The organism is Saccharopolyspora oryzae, from assembly GCF_027853915.1.
In the GTDB taxonomy this organism is placed as follows: Bacteria; Actinomycetota; Actinomycetes; order Mycobacteriales; family Pseudonocardiaceae; genus Saccharopolyspora; species Saccharopolyspora oryzae.
This window is the reverse complement of record NZ_JAQGLA010000013.1, coordinates 58490-81518: the sequence shown is the minus strand read 5'-3', so window position 1 is coordinate 81518 and position 23029 is coordinate 58490. Positions and strand designations below refer to the sequence as shown.

The following is a 23029-nucleotide window of genomic DNA, read 5'->3' as shown; positions in this document are numbered from 1 at the left end:
TTGGAAGAGGCGAAGTGGCGGATCAGTCGGCTAGCCGGACTTTCCGGCCGGTTCGGGATGATTCGTAGATCGCCTGGACGATCTGCAGCGCGTGGCTGGCGCTGACGCCGTCGATCTCCGGGGCGCGATCGGCGGCGATCGCGGTCAGGAACTCCTCGACCTGCAGCCGGTGGTAGGGCATCAGCCGCTCGTGGATGGCGGAGAGCGGTGGGTCGGAGTCGATGGCCGGATCCCAGGGCAGCGTGTACTCCTCCTGGCCGGGTACTGCCCAAACGTCGTTGCAGGCGGGCTGTCCCTCCGGGAACTCCGTGATGCTCGCGGTCGCCCCGTTGTCGCCGGTCACCGAGACCCGCGCCCCGAGGCCTGGCGCGGCGATGCTGGTGGCTCGGATGGTGGCGAGCGCGCCGCTGGTGAACTCCACGGTGGCCACTGCGGTGTCTTCGACCTCGATGTAGTCGCCGTGGCGAAACGTCGAGATGTGCCCGGTGACGGTTCTGGCCGGACCGAGGAACCACTGAAGGAGGTCGATGTAGTGGATTCCCTGGTTCATCAGCACCCCGCCGCCCTCGGTGCTCCACTTGCCCCGCCAGGCGTCGGCCTCGAAGTACGCGCGGTCGCGGCCGAGTTGGACGGTGCACTCGCCGAGCACCGGGGTGCCGAACAGCCCGTCGTCGATGGCCGCTCGGATGCGGCGGGCGGCCGGCCAGTAACGACGCTGGAACAGCACACCTAGTCGCACCCCGGCGTCGCGGGCCGCATCGATCATGCGCTGGGCCGAATCCAGTTCTACGGCAAGGGGTTTCTCGCACAAGACGTGGGCGCCTGCGGCAACGGCTTCCAGAACCAGTTTCTCGTGCGTGGGGTGCGGGGTGCAGATGCAGACGACGTCTGGGGATTGCTCGGCGAGCAGGGTCGAGAAATCGGAGTAGACCGCACCGGTGCCGAACCGGTCGCGCAATGCCTCGGCTCGGCCGAGCTCCGGGTCGCAGAAGGCAGTGAGCTCGGCGTCCTGGAACGCATGCACCGCGGTCGCGTGGTTCACCGAGATCTTGCCGCAACCCACGATTGCGACGCGAAGTGCGCTCATGGCTTTTTCCTTTCGCCGAATCCGCTCGGGACGTCCGGCAAAGAACAGAAGTTAACCGCATCGTGAGAGCGGTTTACGTGATGCGAACACGATGCCGCCAACACCTGAAGGCAGTCAATACTCTCGACCGAATAGTGACAGCAGTTGCCACGATGTGAGAGCATCTCTTCGTGGGAACCAAACAGGACCAGGGCAAGACCGACATGGTCGGGAAGGCGCTGCGGCTGCTCGTGCTGCTCGGTGACCAGCCCGACGGCACGAACGCCTCCGAGCTGTCGCGGTTGGCCGACCTGCCGTTCAGCACCACCTACCGACTGCTCGGCTCGCTGACCCGCAACGGCTTCGTCCAGCTCGACCCGGACAGCCGCCGCTACCGCCTCGGCCTGCGGGTCTTCCAGCTCGGCCAGCGGGTGGCGCATGCGCACGGCTTCGCCGGAGCCGCACTACCGGTGCTGCAACGGGTCACCGAGACCACCCACGAAGCCACCCTGCTGCAGGTCGTCGACGACGACCGGGTGCTGACCGCGCAGAAGGTCGACGGCCCGCAGAAGTACCGCATCACCAGCGATCCGGGCGGGCACGAGCTGCTGCACTCGACCTCCAGCGGCAAGGTCCTGGTGGCCTTCAGCGAACCGGCCGAAAGCAAGCGGCTGGTGGCCGAACTCGATCTCGCCGAGCGCTGCCCCAACACCATCACCGCCCGCGAGGTGTTCCGCCAGGAGATCGAGCGGATCCAACAGCGCGGCTACGCCACCAACGACGAGGAGAACGACCCGGGCATGCGCGCGATCGCCGTGCCGGTCCTGGACTCGCGCGGGATCGCCATCGCATCGCTGGCCACAGCCGTCCCCGCATTCCGGTACTCGGTCGACGAACTCACCCAGTTCATACCGCTGCTGAAAGAAGCCGCCGAAGAACTCGCCGTTCGCCTGCCGTTGCACTGACCCTTGAACAGAAGGTGGGCCCATGTGTGCCGCTGAGCGGAACGTTCCCGACGTCGCCGTCGCACGCGTCGCAGCGGTGCTGGGCGCGTTCGACCCGCAGCACGCCGAACTGCGGGTGTCGGAGATCGCCAGGCGGGCCGGGCTGCCGAAGTCGACCACCTCGCGGCTGGTGCGGGACCTGGTCGTGCACCGCTTCCTGGAACGCGACGGCCCGGCGCTGCATCTGGGTGCCAGGTTGTTCGAGTTCGGCGAGCTCGCATCGCGGTATCGCAACCTTCGATCGGTCACGCTGCCCCACATGGCAGACCTGCGGGAAGCGACCCGGCAGACGGTGCACCTGGCGGTGCTCGACGGGACCGAAGTCGTGTACGTGGAGATCCTGCGCAGCAAAGACGCCCCGCGGATGCCGTCTCGGGTCGGCGGACGCCTACCCGCACACGCCTCGGCCCTCGGCAAGGCATTGCTCGCCTTCAGCGAAGAGTCCACTGTGGAAGACCTGTGCGCGTGGCCGTTGCGGCGGGTGGGGCCGCGCAGCATCACTGCGCCGGGACTGCTGCGCCAGGAGCTCAAGCGGATCCGGGAAGCCGGACTGGCCTATGAGAGCGAGGAATCCTCTCCCGGCACCGGTTGCGTGGCGAGCCCGATCATCGGCGCGGACGGGATGGCCGCCGCGGCGCTGTCGATCTCCGGATGGAGCGGGAAGCTCAACCTGCGACGCATGGCACCTGCGGTGCGAACCGCCGCGTTGGCGATCAGCCGCGAGCTACGCGGCCCGACACCGGTCGAGAAGTGATCCGCTCATCGGATCGGCTCGACGAAATCCGGATTCGAAGACGGATCGGGAGTTTGTTCCTGTCAGCGGATCAACCGCCTTGTCGGATCGGAGGCCCGCATCGATGCTGCGAGTGGTGCGAAGCCGGCTACGTCGGCGGGCAGGAAGACATAATCATCGACGTGGCGATCGGAATGTCGTCGCGGAAGGAGGTTTCGGCATGAGTTGGGACATCGACCGGGCGGTCACCGAACTCCTCGACCGCGAATCGACCAAGACCGACGGTGGCCGCATCACCGACGAATGGCCTGGCCTGGACCTGCCGACGGCGTACCAGGTGCAGGACGCGCTGCTGCGGCGCAAGATCGATGCCGGCGAGCAGCTGGTCGGGGTCAAGCTCGGCTTGACCTCGCGGGCCAAGCAGCAGCGGATGGGCATCGAGTCCCCGCTGACTGCCTGGTTGACCGATGCGATGGAGCTGCCGGTCGGTGCCCCGGTACGCCTCGACGAGCTGATCCACCCGCGGATCGAACCGGAGATCGTGTTCGTCATGGGCGATCGGCTGGCCGGTCCGGGCGTTACCGCCGCGACCGCGATGCGGGCGGTTCGCAGCGTGCACGCGGGTTTCGAGGTGATCGACAGCCGCTACCGCGATTTCAGCTTCGCGCTGCCGGACGTGGTGGCCGACAACGCCTCTTCGTCGCGGTTCGTGGTCAGCGGCGACGGTGTCTCCCCGGACGGCCTGGACCTCGCGCTGGAAGGCTGCCTGCTCGGCATCGACGGCCAAGTCGTCGACTCCGCAACCGGTGCCGCCGTGCAGGGCCACCCCGGCGAAGCGCTGGCCTTGGCGGCCAACGCCCTAGGCGCTCGGGGCATCGAGATCGAACCAGGTTGGGTGGTGCTCACCGGCGGGCTCACCGACGCGGTCTTCCTCGAACCGGGTCGCGAGGTCTCCGCCGAGTTCACCAACCTCGGAACCCTTCGCGTGGTGGGGAGCTGACGATGCCACTGGTCGAAATCAGCTTGCTGGCCGGGCGCTCCCCGGAACAGATCCGCGAACTCATCCACCAGGTGCACAACGCGGTCCAGACGTCCCTGGACGCCCCGCCGGAAAGCATCCGCGTCCTCATCCGCGAAATGCCGCCCGAGCACTGGGCGGTCGGCGATGTCACCAAAGCAGAGCAGAAGGAGGCATCCGGTGGCTGAACGACCTTCCACCGTCGAGGAGTTCCGCGCGACCTACGAAGACATGCTCGGTTTCGTGCCGCCGCGCGTGGCATCGCGCTTCGAACAGGGCGAACCCGAAGTGCTCTTGGCGCAGGAGCGGTTGCGCAACCTGATCATGTACCCGGAGGCGCTGGACCAGAAGACCGTGCAGCTCGTCCTCTTCGGCATCCTGCACGCCAAGCTCAGCGACGCCGCGAAGCTGCACGGCCTGGCCGCGCTGCGCGCCGGGGCGAGCTGGGACGAGCTGCGCGCCGTGATCGACCTGGCGTTCCTGTTCACCGGGTACTCCGCGGCCAATCGCGGTCCCCAACTGCTGGCCGACATCGCCGACCTGGAGAAGAAGTCCCATGGCTGAAACACCCGAGCCGATGTACGAGCTGGCGCACCTGGGCCACGCCGAACTGCTGACCCCGGCCTACGACCGCAGCCTCGAGTTCTTCGTCGACGTCTACGGCCTGGACCTGGTGCACGAGTCGGACGGGAGCGCCTACCTGCGCGCCTGGAGCGACCACGACCTGACCACCCTGAAGCTGACCGCCGCCGACCAAGCCGGTCTGGGCCACGTCGCCTGGCGCGCGGTCAGCCCGCAAGCGCTGGAACGTCGCGTCGCGGCGCTGGAAGCGCGCGGGATCCGGGGCGAGTGGATCGACGGCGACTTCGGGCACGGCAAGGCCTACTCGTTCGTGTCGCCGAGCGGACAGCGCATGGAGCTCTACTACGAGACCGAGAAGTACCGTGCGCCGCGAGGAAAAGCTTCCTACCTGCCGAACCAGCCGCAGTCCTCGGTGGCACGCGGTGTCGGCGCCGCGCGGATCGACCACATCAACGTGCTGGCGCAGGACGTTCCCGCCGCACGCGAGTTCATGTCCGAAACGCTCGGGTTCAAACTGCGCGAGCACCTGATCCCGCCCGGCCAACCCGAGGTCGGGGCGTGGTTGAGCCTGATGAACAAGGCCCACGACCTGGCGATCACGAAGGAGCCGGCGCAGGCCACCGGCCGGCTGCACCACCTCGCCTATGCGGTGGAGAACCGCGAGGACGTGCTGCGCGCCGCCGACGTGTTCTGCGAACTGGGCACCGACATCGAGTTCGGCCCGGCCAAGCACTCCCGGACGCAGGGCTTCTTCCTGTACGTGCTGGAACCGGGCGGCAACCGGATCGAGGTGTTCTCCGGCGGGTTCCACATCTTCTCCCCCGACTGGGAACCGGTCACCTGGACCACCGAGGGACAGGGCCGCTCCACCGCCTGGGGCTTGGACGTGCCGTCCAGCTTCCACTCGCACGCGACACCGGTGCTGCCATGACCGTTGACCTCACCGCGAGCTTCGTGACCCTCTCCGGCGCGGGTTTCGCCGAACCGGCGCGGATCCCGTTCGCCGAGCGCTGCCGGGCGGCGGCCGATGCCGGATTCACCGGTATCGGCCTGCACGCCGAGGACTACCGGCGAATGCGCGACGCCGGGGTGACCGACGGGGAACTTCGGTCGCTGCTGGCCGAACATTCCTTGCGGCTCGACGAAATCGAGTTCCTCAACGGATGGTTGACCGCAGCCGGAACACCGTGCGACGAGGACATCACCGCACTCGGCGCGGCGTTCCAGCCGCATCACGTCACGGCCGGGGAGTTCGGATCCGGAGCGTTCACCGTCGAGGAAGCGGGCGCACGGCTGCGAAAGGTCTGCGACCGGTTCGACGGCATGCGGGTTGCCGTCGAAGGTTTCCCTTGGAGCAGCTTGCGGAACGTGGCGACCGCACGCGCCGTCGTCGAAGCTTCCGGCGCCACCAACGCGGGCCTGATGATCGACGTGTGGCATTTCTACAACGGCCGCTCGACGCTCGCCGATCTCGACGGGTTGCCACCGGAACGCATCGTGGCGGTGCAGCTCAACGACGGTCGCATCGTCGACGACGACTTCCGGACCGAAGCTCGCCGCGGCCGCCTCCTGCCTGGCGACGGAGACCTCGACGTCATCGGTCTTGTGCGCGGTCTGCACGAACGCGGGTTCCGCGGCCCCTACTGCATCGAGGTCAACTACCCGGCCTTCCGCGACCAGTCGCCCCAAGACATGGCCACCCAAGCCATGGCAAAGGCCACTACCACCCTCAACAGGGCCCTGGGCTAGGCACTTTCGCAGAACACGACCTCGGAGCAGTTCCGGCGCCGGAGCACGGACTCAAATCGGCCCAGGCTCCGGCCCAACCGCCCCGACCGCGCGGAACCCCAGGTGGCGCCGGGCGCCGCTTGCGAGAGCGGCACCCGGCGCAGTGTGTTGGGCAGGCGTCAGGAGTGGACGCCGCTGAGTTCGTTCGGGGCGGCGGGCAGATTTCCGGTGGTGACGGTGTCGCCCGAGGTCAGATCGATCGCGTGGATCTCCTTCTTGGCCGGATCGGTGACGTACGCGGTGCCGCCGCGGACGAACAGCGCTGGCCGGGGCTGCTGCCACTCCAGCGGTTCCTGCCAGGGGGCCAGGACCGGGATGGTCCGGGTCACCTGGGCGGTTGCCGGGTCGATCTGGTGGATCTTGCCGTCCGTGCCCAGGACCAGGGCCTCGCCTCGCTCCCCGCGGGCCAGCGAGCGGAAGGTGTAGCTGGTGCCGATGTCGACCAGCTTCATCGTGCCGTTGGTGGTGTCGATGAGCGAGATCTGCTCGGGGCGCTCCAGTTCGGCGTGCTCGTCCTGCTTGTAGTCGCCCAGCACGATCGGCGAGGTGTCCGAGCCCGCCTGGTTGCCGATCCGGCCGTACTCGGTGGGGCTGGTGACCTTGGTGATGGTGCCGCCGCGGTAGATCAGCGCGCCGTTCTCGCAGCCGACCACGACGGTCTCGCCCTGTGCGGTGGCCTCGCCGTGCACACCGGGGCAGTCCTCGTTGCGTGCGATCTCCTTGCGCTCGGCGTCGAGAACCGCGATGCCGGACCGCTCCTCCTCGTTGCCGATGGTGACCACGAGCTCGCCGTTCGCCAGCTCGATCGCGACGCCGTGATGAGGTTCCGGCGCCCGGTACACCTCGGTTGGCGGCAGGTCGTCGCCGAGTTCCTCGGGGTTGAAGGTGGTGGCTTCACCGGTGCCGTCGGCGAAGAGCACGGTCTTGCCGGCGTGCCGCACGACGTGGCCGGGCTTGGCGCCGGGGAACTCGACGTCGGTCAGAACTGCGCTGGCCGCGTCGAGCACGCGGAAACCCGTTGCTGTGGAGACCAGGACGTGGCGTTCGTCCCCGGCCGGGTTGAGGCGGTTGAAACCCTCCAGCGGTAGGTCTTTGACGACCTGGAGCGTTCTGCCGTCGAGGACGTACACGCCACCGTCGTAGGTGACGACGATGGGATCGGTCGTCGCAGCGGCCTGGTCCTGCTGGGACCCTGGCTGCGTGGTGCCGCAGGCGCCCAGCACGACCGACAGCGATGCGACCACGCACCCGGTCGCGATCTTGTTGGGTAAACTGGTTCTCATCATCACCGTTCCACTGTGGATGGACAGATCATGCCGGCACGCGCCGACTCGGGATCAACCTCGACCGAGTCCTCGGACGATTGCCTCGGTGTTGGACCGCATCATTTCCAGGTAGTCACCGGCTCCCCGTCCTGGTCTGCTCAGCGATTCGGAGAACAGCGGCACGACCTCGACCTGGAGTCCGGCCTGGTCGGCGAGGACCTGCGCGAGGCGGTCCGGTTGGGAGGAGTCGGCGAAGATCGCCGGCACTCCCGCGGCCCGGATGGTGTCCGCGAGGGCCTTCAGGTCCGACGCGCTGGGTGAGGCGAGCGTCGTTCCGCTGGGAATCACCGCGCCGACGATCTCGAAGTCGTACCGCTGGGCCAGATATCCGAACACGTGGTGGTTGGTCACCAGCTTGCGGCGTTCGGCCGGGATGCGGGCGAACTGCCCGGCCATCTCCGCGTCGAGCTGGTCGATCCCGGCCCGGTACTGCGCGGCGTTGGCGCGCACGACCTGCGGGTTCACGCCGTCGACGTGCGCGATGACCTGCTCTGCGATCACGTCGACCGCTCGGCTCATCCGCCCGGGGTCGGTCCAGAAGTGCGGGTCGAGCTGGCCGTCGGTGCCAGCAGCGGTGTAGCGGACGGGGTCCACTTCGGCGCCCACCGCGACGGCCGGGACCCCAGCGGCTTCGGCGGCCTGGACGTTGCGTGCGACGCCCTCCTCGAGTCCCAATCCGTTGTGGACGACGAGTCCGGCTTGTTCCAGCTTCGCCGCCTGTTGCGCCGAGATCCCGAAGGAGTGCGGGTCCGCGTCGGGTTTCATCAGCACCGTCACCTCGGCTTCGCCGCCGACGATGTGCCGGGTGATGTCGCCGAGGATGTTGGTCGTGACGACCACACCCGACTTCTCCTCGCCGGTGGCGGTGCAGCCGGTGAGGGCGAGCAGGACCGCGATTCCGACGGCGACGAGCAGGTGGAACGCGTTCCGACCGCCGAGGCGAGCTGCCGCGCTCATCGCCCGGTCTCCACCATCTGCGCGACCCGGCCACCGAGGTCGAACGTGCGAGCGCGGCGGAGGTCGTCGTTGTAGTCGATCTCGTGGACAACACCCGCAGACGCGTCGTTGACGTAGGCGCGGGTGGTGTCGACCTCGATCGTCGGCGCGTCGCCCTCCCCCACCGGGCCCCTCAGCAGCGGGACTGTTGCCGTCTCGTGGCCGGTTTCGGCGTCGAATGCGTGCAACGCCCCGTCCGGAGTGACGGCGAGCAGCGGGCCGCCGGCACCGACCGCGTTGACCGCCAGCGTCGGACCGGTCGCGGCGAACGTCCACGCGCGGTGCGCGACGTCGAGCGACCAGACGCCGCTTTCCCCTGCCTTCGCCGCGAGCGTGTCGCTGCCCGGCCGGTGGTGGAAATCCTCCGCCCGCTCCTCCTCGGGAACCGGCCGCGGGTACGGGATCTTCTCGCCGCTGAACGTTCCGTCCTTCGACGTGACGAGGAGTGCACCGTCGGCGCACCCGAACACGACGCCCCGACGCGTGGCCGCGGCGCCAGCGGGGTTCGGGCACGGCTGGTCGATGGCCGCCGCCGGCTGCCCGTCGCGGTCGCGAACCTGAACTCCGCCTACCTGACCGGGCTGCTCGACCGGGACGAGGAGGTGACCGTCGTGGGGCACCACGGCCGCCCCGCGCGCGACGTCCGAGATGCGGCCCGTTTCGCCGATCGTCCCCTCATCGAGCTTGGCGCGATCCAGCAGGCTGGCGCTGCCGTTGCCGAACGACACGGCTACGACCGCGGGATCGCTGTGCGCGCTCACCAATCCTGATCCCGGGATCGTCCCGACCTCGCGAACGGCGGCGCGGTAGTAGTGCACGTGATCGCCGTGGTCGACTTTCCAGGAGCCCGTGTCGACGATGCGCACCGCTCCCCCTGATTCCAGGTAGGCGAACCGCCCGTCACCAGCAGCTCCCTCGACTCCGGGCGCCTGCCCCACCTCCGTCACGTCGCCGGTGATCAGGTCCAGCACGCGCACGGCCCCGGAGTCCGCATCGGTCACCGTCAAGCGCGACTGCGCCTCTGCGGTCTCTTCCGCCCCCTCGACGTAGCCGTGCGGCAGCTCTTCGGCGGGCTCGGACGCTTCCGGTCCGCTGCCCGCGCACCCTGCGAGGACCACCGCGACGACCGATAACCCGGCGATGCCAACGGTTTTCTTGCTGATTCGCTTCACGATCACCCTTCGATTCCGGCTTCGATCCGCCCGCGTGGAGTGGTTGAGAGCCGCTGCATGCGGTGGCGGAGTTCCGCAGCCAGCGCGGAGAGGAAGAACAGTCCGACCGCAGCGGCCGAGATCGTCGCTCCGGCCGCGGTGCCCCAATGCCACGAGCCCACCAGCCCGACGGCTGTCGCAGTCGTGCCGAGCAGCGCCGCGCCGAGCATGATCGCGGGAATCCGGTCGACCCACAGGACGGTCGCGGCGGGCGGCGCGATCAGCAGGCTGAACACCAGCAGCGTTCCGACGACGTGGAACGAGGCGACGATCGCCAGCGTGACCAGTCCCAGCAAGCACGCGTGCGCCAACCGGGGTCGCAGCCCGAGCGTGTGCGCCTTCCGCGGGTCGAAGGCCAGCGCGACGAACGAGCGGTGGCCGAGCACGGACACCACGACGGCGACGACCAGCGCGACTGCGAGAAAACCGAGGTCCTGCGGGCGCACCGCCAGCACGTCGCCGAAGAGGAAGCCGGTCAGGTCGACCGCGAAGGACTGCGAGTGCGAAACGATGATCACGCCCAGCGACAGCATTCCGACGAACAACAGCCCGATCGCGGTGTCCTGCGACAGCCGCGAGGACCTGCCGAGCGCTGTCACGCCGAGCGTCATCGCACCAGCGCTCAGCGCCGCCCCGAGCAGCAGATTCCCACCCAGCAACGAGGCCAGCGCGACGCCGGGGAGCATCCCGTGCGACATCGCGTCGCCGAGAAAAGCCATGCCGCGCAAGACGACCCACGTGCCGACCAGCGCGCAGATGGACGAGACCAACGCCCCGGCCCACAGCGCCCGCGCAACGAAGGACACCTCAAACGGGACGAACAGCCAATCCATGACGAAGCACACTATCGAAAACAGTTTTCAATGTCGATAAGATGGCCGTGACGTCCAACACCACACGAGGAGCGCCGTGACGATCGCCAGTGATCAAGCGGAGATCACCATCCACGACTTGACGGTCGGCTACACGCGCGAACCCGTGCTGCACGGCCTCAGCACCGCACTCCCGCGCGGGCGGACGACTGCCATCCTCGGACCGAACGGCTCCGGCAAGTCGACCCTGCTCAGCGCGATCGCGGGCGTGCTCCGCCTCGCTGCGGGCTCGATCGACCGCGCGACCGGCCGACCGCCCGCGTTCGTGGCACAGCGGAGTGCGGTGTCCGATGCACTGCCCATCAGCGTCCGCGACACCGTCTCCATGGGACGGTGGGCACATCGCGGCCCGTGGCGGCGCCTGACCTCCCACGACCGGGCCGTCGTCGAGGAATGCTTGGCGTGCTTGGAACTCCTCCCGCTGGCCACCCGCCGACTCGGCTCGCTGTCGGGCGGCCAGCGACAGCGCGCTCTGCTGGCGCAAGGCCTCGCCCAGGAGTCCGATCTCCTCCTGCTCGACGAACCGAGCTCCGGGCTGGACGCCGAAGCGCAACGCCTGATCACCGACGTGCTCGAGAGCACCAAGGCACGCGGAACGACCGTGGTCCAGGTGACCCACGACTTCACCGAAGCACTGCGCGCGGACCACTGCCTCGTGCTCAACGCGGGACGACTGGCCGCCGCGGGCACCCCCGACGACGTCCTGACTCCGCAGATGCTCCAGGAGGTTTGGGGCATCCCCCGCTAGCACGTGGATGGTCTCCGACCCGCGGTCCCAATCTGGGCGCGACGTCGCGCACTGCGCTGGTGGCGGCTTTACGCGGTTCGGTCGGCGGTGAGCCGCAAGTGCTCGACGTAGTCCTCCACCGCGGAGACCAGCTCCCCGTCGTCGGCGAGGGTGACGTCGAGAGCGGACAGGATGCGGCGCGCGGCATCCGCCGAGCGGGCCAACGAGACCAGTTCGTCGGCGCGCGGGTCGCTGACCGGGCGGTCGCGCAGATGGATCAGCCAGCCGGCCAGCACTGCGACCGGGGCTTCGGGCATCCGCTGCGCGGCGCGTTCGGCGCGCAGCACCGGCAGGATCCGCGCGGGGATCTTCTGGGAACTGCCCGCAGCGATTTGCAGCAGGTTGTGCCGCACCCCGCGGGAGGAGAAGCGCTGAAGCAGACGCCGCCGGTAGTCGGCCAGGTCCTCCGCTGGGAGAGACGCGTGGTACGACGCGATGTCCCACCACGCCTCCGTCAACCTCGCCAACATCGGGTGCCGGACGGCCTCGTCGACGGTCGCGCACCCCAGCGCAGGGCCAGCGCAGGCCAGCAGCGTGTGCGCACCGTTGAGGAACCACAGCTTGCGCCGCTCGTACGCGGCGAGGTCGTCGACGAACCGGGCACCGGAGTTCTCCCACGCGGGCCTGCCGAGCGGGAAATCCCCGGCCAGCAGCCACTCGCTGAACGGTTCGGTCACCACCGGAGCCCGATCCTCGAGCCCGGTGAGCCGCGCGGCGGTGGCGACGTCCTGCTCGGCGGCTGCGGGCGTGATGCGGTCGACGACCGTGTCGACGAACGACACGTGGTCCTCGATCCACGAACGGAATCGCGAGCCCTCCCCCGCTGCGGCGGTGCGGATCGCTTCCCGCAGCACGCCGCCGTTGCCCGGCAGGTTGTCGCAGGGCACGAGCGCGATCGGGGCACCGCCCGCGCGGTGACGCCCGCGCAGCCCGGCGAGGACGCGGCCGATCGCGGTCCCGTCCTGATCATCGAACACCCGGTAACCGGCCTCGGTGATCGTCAGCGTCAGCAGCGCCACGTCGGGAGAAGCCAGATCGGCGAGCCACTGGTCGGTGTCGCTGCCGGGATGGGCGCGGCTGATCGCATCGACGATCTCCGCCTGCGGCTCCCCTTCTCCACGCACCTGCAGCGAGTACAGACCGTCCTGCTCGGCGAGCGCGCGCGGCAGCTCGGTGTTGCGGAACGTGTAGGCCGCGATGCCCCAATCCGGATCGGCCATCGTGTACACGGCCTGGTGGGCCCGGTGGAACGCGCCGAGTCCGAGGTGGACGGCGCGCACCGGAGCCGGCGGACGGACGTGGGCAGCGGCGCGGGTCAGTCGTGTCGTCACAGCCGGAACGCCTTTCGCGGCTGGCGGTCGTGGAGGTCGTGGATGACGAGGGCGGCGTCGTCCTCGCTGAGCACGTGCTCTGCGACGAGCCCCGCCAAGTGGGCCGCGTCGACCCGGCGAGCCGTGTCGTGGCGGGCGGGGATGGAGCAGAACCCGCGGGTGTCGTCGATGAATCCCGCGTTCCGGTAGAAGCCGGCCGTTTCGGTGACGGCGTCGCGGAAGCGGTACATCGCGCGGGGCGCGTCGAGGAACCACCACGGAGCACCGAGGTAGACCGACGGGTAGAACCCGGCGAGGGGGGCGAGTTCGCGGGAGAAGACCGTCTCGTCGAGGGTGAACAGGACGGTCTGGAACCGCGGGTTCGTGCCGAAACGCTCCAGCATCGGCTGCAGCGCGCGGGTGAACTCGGCCTGCAGCGGGATGTCGTGACCGGTGTCGGGGCCGAAACGGCGCAGGGTGTCCGGGTGGTGGTTGCGCCTGCTTCCGGTGTGCAGCGCCATGACCATGCCGTCCTCGCTGGACATGCGGGCCATTTCGCCGAGCAGCTGCTGCGACAGCAGGCGAGCGTCATCGGCGCTGGCCGTGCCTGATCGGACCGCATCGAACAAGCGCTGCGCCTGCGCGGCGTCCAGGAACGCCATGCGCGCGTCGGGGGCGCTGTGATCGGTGGCCGTGGCGCCGTGCGTGCGGAAATGCTCCCGGCGGTTCTCCAGTGCCCGGACGAGCCCGTCGTAGTCGCCGGTGTCGATGCCGCTGGCGGCGGCGAGGTCGTCCAGTGCCGCGGTCCAGCCGGAGGCGGTGGCATCGAGGTAGCGGTCGGGGCGGAAGGTCGGCACGACGCGGCCCGACCAGGACGGGTCTTCGGCCAGCGCCCGGTGGTGGGCCAGGTCGTCGGCGGGGTCGTCGGTGGTGGCCAGCACTGCGATCGTGAACGAGTCGTACAGCGCGCGCGGCCGGAACTCGGGCTTGCGCAGCCGGGTGGTGAGCTCGTCGAACAGCTCGTCGGCGGTGTCGGCCGAGGGCTGCACGGTCACGCCGAGCACATCGTGCAGCTCGGCTTCCAGCCAGCCCCGGGACGCGGTGCCCAGGAACAGGTGCCAGTGCTCGCAGAAGGTCCGCCACACGTCCCTCGGCTGTGCGGGGCCGGTGCCGCCGGCGCTGTCGCGAAGTCCGAGGTCGGCCAGCCCGACGCCGTGGGCGTGCAGCAGGCGGGTGACGTAGTGGTCGGGCGTGACCAGCAGCGACGCGGGGTCGGAGAACGGTTCGTCGTCCGCGAGCAGACGGGCCTCGACGTGCCCGTGCGGACTGATCAGCGGGAGGTCGCGGACGCTGTCGTAGAGCCGCCGTGCGATGTTGCGCTGGGACGGTTCGGGCGGGAGCAACCGATCCGGATGAGGGGCGAGCGGCACCGCGTGCTCGCGGTCGCGGTGGGTCCCAGAGGTTGCTGCCATGCCACGGTCCATATGGGCAGCGTCGCCATCTCGCGAAACCGCTGCAACTAGTTGCCAACAGTTGTCATGCCGAGCGAACGCGGCTGGTCCGCATGTCACGAGGTGGGCGGTCGGCAACAAATGGCAACTGATTGCCAGTCCACGGGGCGACTCCTACGTTGAACCGACCGCGAGTCCCGCAGCCACCGCACCGATCACCCGAGCACGGCGGACCGGCGACCGCTCGTCGTTTCAAGTCAAGGAGGACCAGTGCTCATCGAGCGCGCAGACGTCATCGTCACCAGCCCGGGCCGCAACTTCGTCACGCTGAAGATCACCACCGACGACGGCGTGGTCGGCTACGGCGACGGCACCCTGAACGGCCGGGAGCTGGCGGTGGCCAGCTACCTCACCGACCACGTCGTGCCGTTGCTGATCGGGCGCGACGCGCACGCCATCGAGGACACCTGGCAGTACCTGTACCGCGGCGCGTACTGGCGACGCGGCCCGGTGACGATGGCCGCGATCGCGGCGGTGGACACCGCCCTGTGGGACATCAAGGCCAAGGTCGCCGGACTGCCGCTCTACCAGCTCCTCGGCGGGGCCAGCCGCGAGCGGTGCCTGGTCTACGGTCACGCCAGCGGCAAGGACGTTCCCGAGCTGTTCGACTCGGTGCGCGAGCACCTCGAGGAGGGCTTCCGGGCGATCCGCATCCAGACCGGCGTGCCGGGCCTGGACTCGGTGTACGGCGTCGCCTCCAGCGCGGCCGCCTCGATCGGCGACGACACCCGCTACGACTACGAACCCGCCCGCCGCTCAGCGCTGCCCGCCGAGGAGAGCTGGGACACCCGCGCCTACCTGCGGCACGTGCCCTCGGTGTTCGAAGCCGTCCGCGGCGAGTTCGGCGAGGACATCGCGCTGCTCCACGACGCGCACCACCGGCTCACCCCGATCCAGGCGGCCAAGCTGGGCAAATCCCTGGAACCCTACGACCTTTTCTGGCTCGAGGACGTCACGCCCGCCGAGAACCAGGAAGCGCTGCGCTGGGTGCGTCACCACACGACCACGCCGCTGGCGATCGGCGAGGTGTTCAACTCCGTGTGGGACTACCAGCACCTGATCCGCGAGCAGCTCATCGACTACGTGCGCTCGCCGATCACGCACGCCGGAGGCATCACCAGCGTGCGCCGAATCATGGACTACGCGGCGATGTACCAGGTCAAGTCCGGCATGCACGGCCCGACGGACGTCTCTCCGGTCGGGCTGGCGGCCGCGGTGCACCTCGGTCTGGCACTGCACAACTTCGGCATCCAGGAGTACATGGTCCACAGCGAGCAGACGCGGGAGGTCTTCGGGCCGACGCACGAATTCGCCCTCGGCGGCCTGCGCCCGAGCGAGGAACCCGGTCTGGGCATCCACTTCGACGAAGACCTGGCGGCGAAGTACCCCTACGAGCGGGCGTACCTGCCGGTGAACCGGCTCCAGGACGGCACTGTTCACGACTGGTGAGCCGAGCGCCCGCGCCGCCTCATCATCGTCATCGTCAGCGCTGCCACCCGTGCAGTGACCAATTCGCCAGATCGAGAGAAGTCCACGTGCGTGTCACATCACGAGTCGAGCGGGTGGAACGGGCCGGTGACCAGGTCCGGGTCCACACCGACGGTGTCGAGATCCGGCTCATGTTCATGGCCGACGGCATCCTGCGTCTTCGCGCCGGTTTCCAGGGTGATTTCGCCGAGGAGTCCTACACGCTCACCACGACGGCGTGGCCGGACCGGCTCGACGAGTTCATGGGCGCCGAGCGCACGCGGGTGACGCCGCTGCCGTTCGACGTCGAGGACCTGGGTGATCACGTCAGGGTGACCGGCGGGGACCTCCGCGTGGACGTCGAGAAGGATCCGTTCCGAATCCGCGTCCACGACGAGGCGGGCACCCTGCTGCACTCGGATGTCGTCGGGCTCGGTTACCTGGAGGACTCGAACGGTCGCCGCATCCACACCAGTGAGATCTCCCGCGACGACGCGTTCTACGGTTTCGGCGAGACCACGGGGCCGCTGAACAAGGCGCAGAAGCTCATCACGATGAGCCCGAAGGACGCCCTCGGCTACGACCCGCGCGAAACCGACCCGCTGTACAAGCACATCCCGTTCTACCTCAAGATGAACCGGGAAAACCGGAAAGCGGTCGGGTACTTCTACCACAACACCTACGATTGCGATTTCGATCTCGGCCGGGAGCGGAGCAACTACTGGCCCCCGCACAGCCGCTACCGCGCCGACGGCGGCGACATCGATCTCTTCCTGATCGCCGGTCCGGGCATTCGCGACGTCGTGCAGCGCTACACCGTGCTGACGGGCAGGCCGCCACTGCTGCCCAAGTACGCGCTGGGCTACCTCGCCTCGTCGATGTACTACTCCGAACTAGACGCCGACAGCGACGTCGCGATCACCGAGTTCATCGACATCGCCCGCGCCGAGGACATCCCCGTCGACGGTTTCCAGCTCTCGTCGGGCTACACCACGCAGGAGACCGAGGCAGGAGCGAAGCGGTGCGTGTTCACCTGGAACGAGCGCCGTTTCCCCGATCCCGAGGGCTTTTTCGCCGGGATGGCCGAGCGCGGCATCACCGTGTCCCCGAACGTCAAGCCCGGTGTCCTCGACGTCCATCCCCGCCTCGGGGAATTCGACAGCGCGGGCGTTTTCGTCAGGCGCAGCGCCGACGCGGCCGCGACAGCCGGTGACGGCCCCGCCGCCGGTGCCTGGTGGGGCGGGCCGGGCCGGTTCGTCGACTTCACCAAGCCCGCCGCCCGCGAGGCGTGGCAGCGCTGGCTCACCGAAGCGGTCCTGGACAAGGGCACGACCTCGGTCTGGAACGACAACTGCGAGTACGACGGCATCATCGACGCCGACTCCGGCGTCGACTTCGAGGGCGCAGGCGCGACGATCGGCCGTCTGCGCAGCGTCATGCCGAACCTGATGTGCCGGGTGACCCGCGACAGCATCGCCGCGACGAATCCGTCGGCACGTCCCTACATCGTGTGCCGCTCCGGTCACGCGGGCATCCAGCGCTACGCCCAGAGCTGGGCGGGCGACAACTCCACCTCGTGGGAGTCGTTGCGGCACAACATCGCCACGATCCTCGGGATGGGCCTGTCCGGTTTCCCGCACCACGGCTGCGACATCGGCGGATTCCACGGCCCCGCGCCCGATCCCGAGCTGCTGGTGCGGTGGGTGCAGAACGGCGTCTTCCAGCCGAGGTTCTCCATCCACTCGGTCAACTCCGACAACACGGTGACCGAGCCGTGGATGTACCGCGACCACACGCCCTACATCCGGGATGCCATCAAGCTGCGCTACCGGCTTTTCCCGTACCTGTACTCGCTCGCGGCCCGCGCCGCGGCGACCGGCTGGCCGATCGTGGAACCGCTGATCAGCGCGTTCCAGCACGACCCGGCCATCGACGAGACGTCCGAGGAGTTCATGCTCGGCGACGCGCTGCTCGTCGCCAACGTGCTCACCCCGGGGGCGAGCACCCGCGCCGTCCGGCTTCCGGAAGGCGAGGTGTTCTACAACGCCTGGACCCGGGAGCGCTACGAGGGCGGACAGGTCGTGGAACTGCCGGTGGACCTCGGCTCGATCCCGCTGTTCCTGCGTGGCGGCGGCATCATTCCGGTCGCGGAGAACCAGCTGAACAGCCTCACCCGCGACGAGGTGACCCAGCTGCGCTTGATCTGCGCCCCCGATCGCGACGCGGAGTTCACCCTCTACGAGGACGACGGCCTCACCCGCGCCCACGAGGACGGTGCGTTCCGCGCGACCGACGTCCGGATGACCGCCGGCGAGCAGGTGCGCTTGGCGCTGACCCGGCGCGGCGAGTACCGCAGCACCGTCGAACGGCTGCTGTTCGACGTCATCCGGCCCGGCCGGTGCCCGCACTGGGTCGCCCTCGACGGCGAGCGCCTCCCGCAATACCTGCACCGCGGCCACTTCGACGCCGCGGAGACGGGCTGGCACTACGACATCGGGCTCGGATCCGTGCTGATCAAGACCCTCGACCCGGGCGGCGATCTCGCCGTCACGATCTCGTTCGAGCCCATCGACATGATCGGCATGTGAGAAAGGCAGGCATGAGGAACCGATTGATCAGCGGCATCGTCGCCCTGGTCCTCGTCGCGGCCCTCGCCGCATGCGCACCGGCATCCGGTGCGCGGACGAGCGCCGAGGCGACGCCGGAAAACCCCCTGGTGTTGAGCCTGGCGAACAACCTCAGCGATGACCACGTCACCTCCAAAGCACTCGCCTCGTTCTCCGACGACGTCAAGCGGCGCAGCGGCGGCCGGATCGTGGTGAAGATCTACGGGAACGGTCAGTTGGGCGCCGAACCCGCGGTGCTCGGCCAGCTCCACGAAGGCATCGTCGACATGACCCGGGTCAGCGCGCCGGGACTGGCGACCTACGCCCCCGGCTACCACGCCTTCGGCCTGCCCTACGTCTTCAACTCCGAGCAGGAGTTCTACGAGGTGATGGACTCGCCCCAGATGGCCGAGTACTTCCGCTCGACCGCTGACGCCGGCTTCGTCGGCCTCACCTACTACAGCTCCGGTGCGCGGTCCTTCTACACCGGGAACAAGCCGGTGCGGACCCCGGAAGACCTGCGCGGGCAGAAGATTCGCGTGCAGGACATGCGCACGCAGACCGACTTCGTCAGCGCATTGGGCGCCGCCCCGGTCGTGATGGCGTTCAGCGACACCTACACCTCGCTGCAGACCGGACTGATCGACGGCGCCGAGAGCAACGAGACGGTGCTCACCGACAGCGCGCACGGCGAGGTCTCCCACGCGTTCTCGATGACCGAGCACACCCGGATCCCCGACATGCTCGTGATCAGCACCCAGACCTGGGAGCGGCTCGCCCCGGCCGACGAGGAGCTGCTCGCCGAGGCGGCCCGCGCGTCGACCGAGCGGCAGAAGGCCGACTGGGCGAAGAACACCCAGCAGGCGGTCGCCGACGCGAAGGCGATGGGCGTCGAGTTCATCACCGACGTCGACACCGAGGCCTTCCGCAACGCCACCCGGCCGGTGGTGGACGAGTACTCCAAGCAGTACCCGGAGGTCGCGGAGCTCCTGTCCGTCATCAACTCGGCCGGGAAGCGAGGCATGCCATGACCGCACTCGACCGCCTCAACCGGGTACGACGAGCGCTCGGTGGCGTGCTGGCGGCCTTCGCCGGTGTCCTGCTCGTCATCATGACCCTGCTCGTGCTGTACCAGGTCTTCACCCGCTACGTCTTGGGCTCGCCCGCGGCCTTCACCGAGGAGCTCGTGCGCTACGCGCTCATCTGGACGTCGATGATCAGTGCCGCGTACGCGTTCCTCCATCGCAAGCACATGTCGCTCGTCGTCCTGCGGGATCGGCTCTCACCCACGGGTCGGCGCATGCTGGTCCTCGGTTCGGACGTCCTCGTGCTGGTCTTCGCCGTGGTCGTGCTGGTGATCGGCGGCACGATGCTGGCGCTCAGCTCGGCCGCCGACTACTCGGCGCTGCTGGGCATCTCCCGGGGATTGGTCTACGCGATCGGGCCGGTCGCCGGCCTCGCGATCGCGTTCGCGCAGTTGCTCAACATCTGGGAGGACCTCATGAGCGAGGTCTCGATCGAGCCGGAGGGGACGGACTGATGGATGCTCCGACCGCTGTCGCCGTCCTGTTCGGCGCGTTCTTCGTCCTGCTGTTCACGGGCGTGCCGATCTCGGTGTCGCTCGGGGTCGCCTCGTTCGCCACCGCGTTGGCGTTCCTGCCGTGGGACGACTCCACCTACATCATCGGGCAGCAGATGAACGTCGGCATCGAGAGCTTCTCGCTGCTGGCCGTCCCGCTGTTCATCTTCGCGGGCAACGTCATGAACACCGGCGGAATCGCGCGCCGCCTCGTCGACCTCGCCCTGGTGATGGTGGGTCGGGTCCCCGGCGCGCTGGCGCACACCAACGTGCTGGCGAACATGTTGTTCGGCGCGCTGTCCGGCTCTGCCGTGGCGTCGGCCGCCGCGATCGGCAGCACGCTGCACGATCGCCAGCAGAAAGCCGGGTACGACCCGGCTTTCGGCGCCGCGGTCAACATCGCGTCGGCCCCGACCGGACTGCTCATCCCGCCGACCACGGCCGCGATCGTCTACTCGACCGTCGCGGGCGGCGTGTCCGTCTCGGCGCTGTTCATGGCGGGGTACGTGCCCGGCATCCTGATGGGCCTGGTGATCATGGTGATCGCCTTCGCCTTCACCCGGCGGCAGAAGTATCCGAAGGTCGACCGCGTCACCGCGGCCGAGGCCTTCCAGAGCCTGCTCAGGGCGATCCCGGGACTGCTGCTGATCGTCGTCGTGATCGGGGGCATCGTGTTCGGCGTCTTCACCGCGACCGAGGGTGCCGCGGTCGCCGTGCTGTACACGCTGGTGCTGTCGGTGGCGTACCGGAGCATGTCCTGGACGGCCTTCAAGGACGTCGTGAACCGCACGGTCGTCGCGACCGGCATCGTCATGTTCCTCATCGCGGCGTCCGCGGGCATGTCCTGGGTGATGGCCTACACCGGCATCCCGGCGGCGATCACCGAGGCGCTGCTGTCGGTCGCGGACTCGTCAGCGGTCATTCTGGTGCTGATGCTGATCCTGCTGCTCGTGGTGGGCACGTTCATGGACATCACGCCGGCGATCCTGATCTTCACGCCGATCCTGCTTCCCATCGCCGAGGAGCTCGGCATGGACCCGGTCCAGTTCGGCATGGTGCTCATCCTCGCGATGTGCATCGGCACCATGACGCCACCGGTCGGTTCGGTCCTGTTCGTCGGGACCGGTGTGAGCGGGGTGTCGATCGAGCGGGTCGTCCCGAAGCTGGTGCCGTACTTCGTCGGGCTGGTCCTGCTGCTCATCGCCGTCACCTTCATCCCCGCGCTGTCCCTGGGGCTGCCGGGCATGATGGGCCTGCTCGACTAGCGGCCCGAGCCTCTCCGCGACGACGACGTGGAGCCTTTCCGAGGCCGGCGAAGCCAGAACGGCAGCTCGCCAGTTCCGGAAGTCATGAGCCGTACAACTCGTCGACGAGGGCGAAACCGTCGGCGATCCAGGCCAGCTCGGTGCGGGCGCGGGCGATGAGGCCGTCGTAGGCGTACACCTTGTAGCGCACTGCGAGCTCGGCCTCGCGCTCGGTCAGCTTGGACAGGCGGGCCGCCAGGGTGGGGTGGGTGCGGTCGACGAGCGCAGCCCGGGTGCCTTCGAGCATGCTCAACTGCTCCTCCCAGTACACCTGCTGCTGCCGGAGCTGCTCGCGCACCGACTCGGGGTCGGCGAAGTCGAAGTAGGCCGCCTTCAGGTACGCCGGGTCCCGCTGCCGCTGAGGCGTCAGCGGGGACCCCATCCACTCCTGGAAGTCGGCGAGGCCGGCATCCGTGACGTGGTACTCCTTCTTGGTCCCCTTCTTGCCCCAGGGCACCTCGACCGAGGTGAGCAGCCCGTCCCGCTCCATGCGGTTGAGCTCGGGATAGATCTGCGAGTCCGGGGCGTGCCAGACATGCGCCACCGAGCGGCTGAAGCTCTTCGATATGTCGTACCCGGTCATCGGACGGCCGGTGAGGAGCGCGATCAGCGCGTAGCGCAGCGACAAGGCACCTCCCCCTCCGAACGCCTCACGCTATCGACCATTGCCAACTCACTATATCCATAGTTAGATTGTGGCCCGCGCAACACATACCTATCTTCATAGGGAGTTCTCATGCCCCGCGCCGCCTCCCCCGCAGCGGACAGCGCGCCACCGACCACCGCTGCCGCGAAGATCTTCAACCACCCCCGCAACGCCTGGTACGTCGCCGCATGGGACCACGAGGTCACCGGCAAGCAGCCGCTGGCCCGCATGGTCGCCGGCGTACCGCTGGCGTTGTGGCGCAACGCCGAAGGCCGAGCGGTCGCTCTCGCGGACGCCTGCTGGCACCGGCTCGCGCCGCTGTCGAAGGGCAAGATCTTGGGCGACGAACTGCAGTGCCCCTACCACGGTCTGCGCTACAACTCGACCGGCCGCTGCACCGGAATGCCCGCGCAGGAGACGATCAACCCCAGCGCGGTGGTCCCCTCCTACCCCGTCGTCGAGCGCTACCGGTACGTCTGGGTCTGGGTCGGCGATCCGGACCTGGCCGATCCGACCGCGGTACCCGACATGCACCAGATGGACGACCCCGCCTGGGCCGGCGACGGCGAAACGATCCACGCCGACTGCAACTACCAGCTCATCCTCGACAACCTCATGGACCTCACCCACGAGGAGTTCGTGCACTCCTCGAGCATCGGTCAGGACGAGCTGTCCGAGGCCGAGTTCGACGTGACCCACGAGGGCAACACGGTGACCGTCAGCCGGTGGATGCACGACATCGACGCCCCGCCGTTCTGGCTGAAGAACATGCGGGACAAGTTCCCGGGCTTCTCCGGCAAGGTCGACCGCTGGCAGATCATCAACTTCGAAGCGCCGGGCACGATCTGCATCGACGTCGGTGTGGCGAAGGCGGGTACCGGTGCGCCCGAAGGGGATCGCAGCCAAGGCGTCAACGGGTACGTGATGAACACGATCACCCCCGAGACCGACCGAACCTCCCACTACTTCTGGGCATTCATGCGCAACTACCGCCTGGACAGCCAGACCATCACCACCCAGCTGCGCCAGGCGGTGCACGGGGTCTTCGGCGAGGACGAGGAGATGTTGCGCGCCCAGCAGCGCGCCATCGACGCCAATCCCGAGCACGAGTTCTACAGCCTCAACATCGACGCCGGTGGGATGTGGGTGCGCCAGATCCTCGAGCGCATGCTCGCGGCCGAAGGACGCCCCTCCTCCGCACCGGCCGCCGGTCAGGGGGCCTGA

Annotated in this window: 22 protein-coding genes; 14 read left to right on the top strand and 8 right to left on the bottom strand. The window is 68.7% G+C overall.

All coding sequences use genetic code 11. The features are described from left to right. Window positions 1-22: 22 nt before the first annotated feature. Entirely contained in the window at window positions 23-1087 is a 1065-nt protein-coding gene (locus tag OU415_RS11870) for a Gfo/Idh/MocA family protein (RefSeq protein WP_270948718.1), read from the bottom strand. Between the two features lie 170 nt (window positions 1088-1257). Here OU415_RS11870 and OU415_RS11865 point away from each other — a divergent pair, with 170 nt between their 5' ends. The 7 genes from OU415_RS11865 (at window position 1258) to OU415_RS11835 (ending at window position 6152) form a co-directional block, all read left to right on the top strand. Next, window positions 1258-2031: an IclR family transcriptional regulator gene (locus tag OU415_RS11865; protein ID WP_270948717.1), complete on the top strand. Its 774-nt coding sequence runs from the start codon at window positions 1258-1260 to the stop codon at window positions 2029-2031. Between the two features lie 22 nt (window positions 2032-2053). Further along, entirely contained in the window at window positions 2054-2824 is a 771-nt protein-coding gene (locus tag OU415_RS11860; protein ID WP_270948716.1) for an IclR family transcriptional regulator, read from the top strand. Window positions 2825-3023: 199 nt separating this feature from the next. Then, complete coding sequence (locus tag OU415_RS11855) at window positions 3024-3803, top strand: 2-keto-4-pentenoate hydratase (protein ID WP_270948715.1); 780 nt, start codon at window positions 3024-3026, stop codon at window positions 3801-3803. 2 nt (window positions 3804-3805) lie between these two features. Further along, on the top strand, window positions 3806-4009 hold the full coding sequence (locus OU415_RS11850; protein ID WP_270948714.1) for a 2-hydroxymuconate tautomerase: 204 nt from the start codon (window positions 3806-3808) through the stop codon (window positions 4007-4009). Beyond that, complete coding sequence (locus OU415_RS11845; protein WP_270948713.1) at window positions 4002-4385, top strand: carboxymuconolactone decarboxylase family protein; 384 nt, start codon at window positions 4002-4004, stop codon at window positions 4383-4385. Before OU415_RS11850 ends, OU415_RS11845 begins: the two co-directional genes overlap by 8 nt. Next, window positions 4378-5334: a VOC family protein gene (locus tag OU415_RS11840; RefSeq protein WP_270948712.1), complete on the top strand. Its 957-nt coding sequence runs from the start codon at window positions 4378-4380 to the stop codon at window positions 5332-5334. Before OU415_RS11845 ends, OU415_RS11840 begins: the two co-directional genes overlap by 8 nt. After that, entirely contained in the window at window positions 5331-6152 is an 822-nt protein-coding gene (locus OU415_RS11835; protein ID WP_270948711.1) for a sugar phosphate isomerase/epimerase family protein, read from the top strand. The genes OU415_RS11840 and OU415_RS11835 overlap by 4 nt, the downstream gene beginning before the upstream one ends. A 158-nt stretch (window positions 6153-6310) precedes the next feature. On the opposite strand, the gene aztD is transcribed toward OU415_RS11835, so the two are convergent. From aztD to aztB, 4 genes are read right to left on the bottom strand one after another with little or no spacing between them, the layout of a single operon-like run. Then, window positions 6311-7477, bottom strand: a complete 1167-nt coding sequence (gene aztD / locus OU415_RS11830) for a zinc metallochaperone AztD (RefSeq protein WP_408641839.1) — start codon at window positions 7475-7477, stop codon at window positions 6311-6313. Between the two features lie 51 nt (window positions 7478-7528). Then, window positions 7529-8473: a zinc ABC transporter substrate-binding protein AztC gene (gene aztC, locus OU415_RS11825; RefSeq protein WP_270948709.1), complete on the bottom strand. Its 945-nt coding sequence runs from the start codon at window positions 8471-8473 to the stop codon at window positions 7529-7531. Further along, window positions 8470-9684 (bottom strand): hypothetical protein, encoded by a 1215-nt coding sequence (locus tag OU415_RS11820; RefSeq protein ID WP_270948708.1) that lies wholly within the window; start codon window positions 9682-9684, stop codon window positions 8470-8472. Before OU415_RS11820 ends, aztC begins: the two co-directional genes overlap by 4 nt. Window positions 9685-9686: 2 nt before the next feature. Next, window positions 9687-10556, bottom strand: a complete 870-nt coding sequence (gene aztB, locus OU415_RS11815) for a zinc ABC transporter permease AztB (RefSeq protein ID WP_270948707.1) — start codon at window positions 10554-10556, stop codon at window positions 9687-9689. Window positions 10557-10632: 76 nt separating this feature from the next. Here aztB and aztA point away from each other — a divergent pair, with 76 nt between their 5' ends. After that, window positions 10633-11343: a zinc ABC transporter ATP-binding protein AztA gene (gene aztA, locus OU415_RS11810; RefSeq protein ID WP_270948706.1), complete on the top strand. Its 711-nt coding sequence runs from the start codon at window positions 10633-10635 to the stop codon at window positions 11341-11343. A 68-nt stretch (window positions 11344-11411) separates the two neighbouring features. Here the strand turns inward: aztA and OU415_RS11805 are convergent, their stop codons facing one another. Next, complete coding sequence (locus OU415_RS11805; protein ID WP_270948705.1) at window positions 11412-12713, bottom strand: mannitol dehydrogenase family protein; 1302 nt, start codon at window positions 12711-12713, stop codon at window positions 11412-11414. Next, window positions 12710-14164 (bottom strand): glucuronate isomerase, encoded by a 1455-nt coding sequence (uxaC, locus tag OU415_RS11800; protein ID WP_270948704.1) that lies wholly within the window; start codon window positions 14162-14164, stop codon window positions 12710-12712. Before uxaC ends, OU415_RS11805 begins: the two co-directional genes overlap by 4 nt. Before the next feature lie 249 nt (window positions 14165-14413). Between uxaC and manD the strand changes: the two genes are divergently transcribed. The 5 genes from manD to OU415_RS11775 all read left to right on the top strand — a co-directional run bounded on the left by manD (window position 14414) and on the right by OU415_RS11775 (window position 21120). Beyond that, the gene (gene manD, locus OU415_RS11795; protein ID WP_270948703.1) at window positions 14414-15652 is read left to right on the top strand and encodes a D-mannonate dehydratase ManD; all 1239 of its coding nucleotides are present in this window, start codon (window positions 14414-14416) and stop codon (window positions 15650-15652) included. Window positions 15653-15738: 86 nt separating this feature from the next. Then, the gene (locus OU415_RS11790; RefSeq protein ID WP_270948702.1) at window positions 15739-18258 is read left to right on the top strand and encodes a glycoside hydrolase family 31 protein; all 2520 of its coding nucleotides are present in this window, start codon (window positions 15739-15741) and stop codon (window positions 18256-18258) included. 11 nt (window positions 18259-18269) lie between these two features. Next, window positions 18270-19307, top strand: coding sequence for a TRAP transporter substrate-binding protein (locus OU415_RS11785; RefSeq protein ID WP_270948701.1), 1038 nt, complete (start codon window positions 18270-18272; stop codon window positions 19305-19307). Continuing rightward, a complete protein-coding gene (locus OU415_RS11780) occupies window positions 19304-19816 on the top strand; it encodes a TRAP transporter small permease (RefSeq protein ID WP_270948700.1) in 513 nt (170 codons plus the stop codon). Before OU415_RS11785 ends, OU415_RS11780 begins: the two co-directional genes overlap by 4 nt. After that, window positions 19816-21120 (top strand): TRAP transporter large permease, encoded by a 1305-nt coding sequence (locus OU415_RS11775; RefSeq protein ID WP_270948699.1) that lies wholly within the window; start codon window positions 19816-19818, stop codon window positions 21118-21120. Before OU415_RS11780 ends, OU415_RS11775 begins: the two co-directional genes overlap by 1 nt. Before the next feature lie 82 nt (window positions 21121-21202). Here the strand turns inward: OU415_RS11775 and OU415_RS11770 are convergent, their stop codons facing one another. After that, on the bottom strand, window positions 21203-21787 hold the full coding sequence (locus OU415_RS11770; protein WP_270948698.1) for a PadR family transcriptional regulator: 585 nt from the start codon (window positions 21785-21787) through the stop codon (window positions 21203-21205). A gap of 108 nt (window positions 21788-21895) precedes the next feature. Between OU415_RS11770 and OU415_RS11765 the strand changes: the two genes are divergently transcribed. After that, window positions 21896-23029: an aromatic ring-hydroxylating dioxygenase subunit alpha gene (locus OU415_RS11765; protein ID WP_270948697.1), complete on the top strand. Its 1134-nt coding sequence runs from the start codon at window positions 21896-21898 to the stop codon at window positions 23027-23029.

Coding starts and splice junctions, on each gene's coding strand:
- OU415_RS11870 (WP_270948718.1), bottom strand. CDS start 1,087: ATGAGCGCACTTCGCGTCGCAATCGTGGGTTGCGGCAAGATCTCGGTG.
- OU415_RS11860 (WP_270948716.1), top strand. CDS start 2,054: ATGTGTGCCGCTGAGCGGAACGTTCCCGACGTCGCCGTCGCACGCGTC.
- OU415_RS11855 (WP_270948715.1), top strand. CDS start 3,024: ATGAGTTGGGACATCGACCGGGCGGTCACCGAACTCCTCGACCGCGAA.
- OU415_RS11850 (WP_270948714.1), top strand. CDS start 3,806: ATGCCACTGGTCGAAATCAGCTTGCTGGCCGGGCGCTCCCCGGAACAG.
- OU415_RS11840 (WP_270948712.1), top strand. CDS start 4,378: ATGGCTGAAACACCCGAGCCGATGTACGAGCTGGCGCACCTGGGCCAC.
- OU415_RS11835 (WP_270948711.1), top strand. CDS start 5,331: ATGACCGTTGACCTCACCGCGAGCTTCGTGACCCTCTCCGGCGCGGGT.
- aztD (WP_408641839.1), bottom strand. CDS start 7,477: ATGATGAGAACCAGTTTACCCAACAAGATCGCGACCGGGTGCGTGGTC.
- aztC (WP_270948709.1), bottom strand. CDS start 8,473: ATGAGCGCGGCAGCTCGCCTCGGCGGTCGGAACGCGTTCCACCTGCTC.
- aztB (WP_270948707.1), bottom strand. CDS start 10,556: ATGGATTGGCTGTTCGTCCCGTTTGAGGTGTCCTTCGTTGCGCGGGCG.
- uxaC (WP_270948704.1), bottom strand. CDS start 14,164: ATGGCAGCAACCTCTGGGACCCACCGCGACCGCGAGCACGCGGTGCCG.
- OU415_RS11785 (WP_270948701.1), top strand. CDS start 18,270: ATGAGGAACCGATTGATCAGCGGCATCGTCGCCCTGGTCCTCGTCGCG.
- OU415_RS11780 (WP_270948700.1), top strand. CDS start 19,304: ATGACCGCACTCGACCGCCTCAACCGGGTACGACGAGCGCTCGGTGGC.
- OU415_RS11775 (WP_270948699.1), top strand. CDS start 19,816: ATGGATGCTCCGACCGCTGTCGCCGTCCTGTTCGGCGCGTTCTTCGTC.
- OU415_RS11765 (WP_270948697.1), top strand. CDS start 21,896: ATGCCCCGCGCCGCCTCCCCCGCAGCGGACAGCGCGCCACCGACCACC.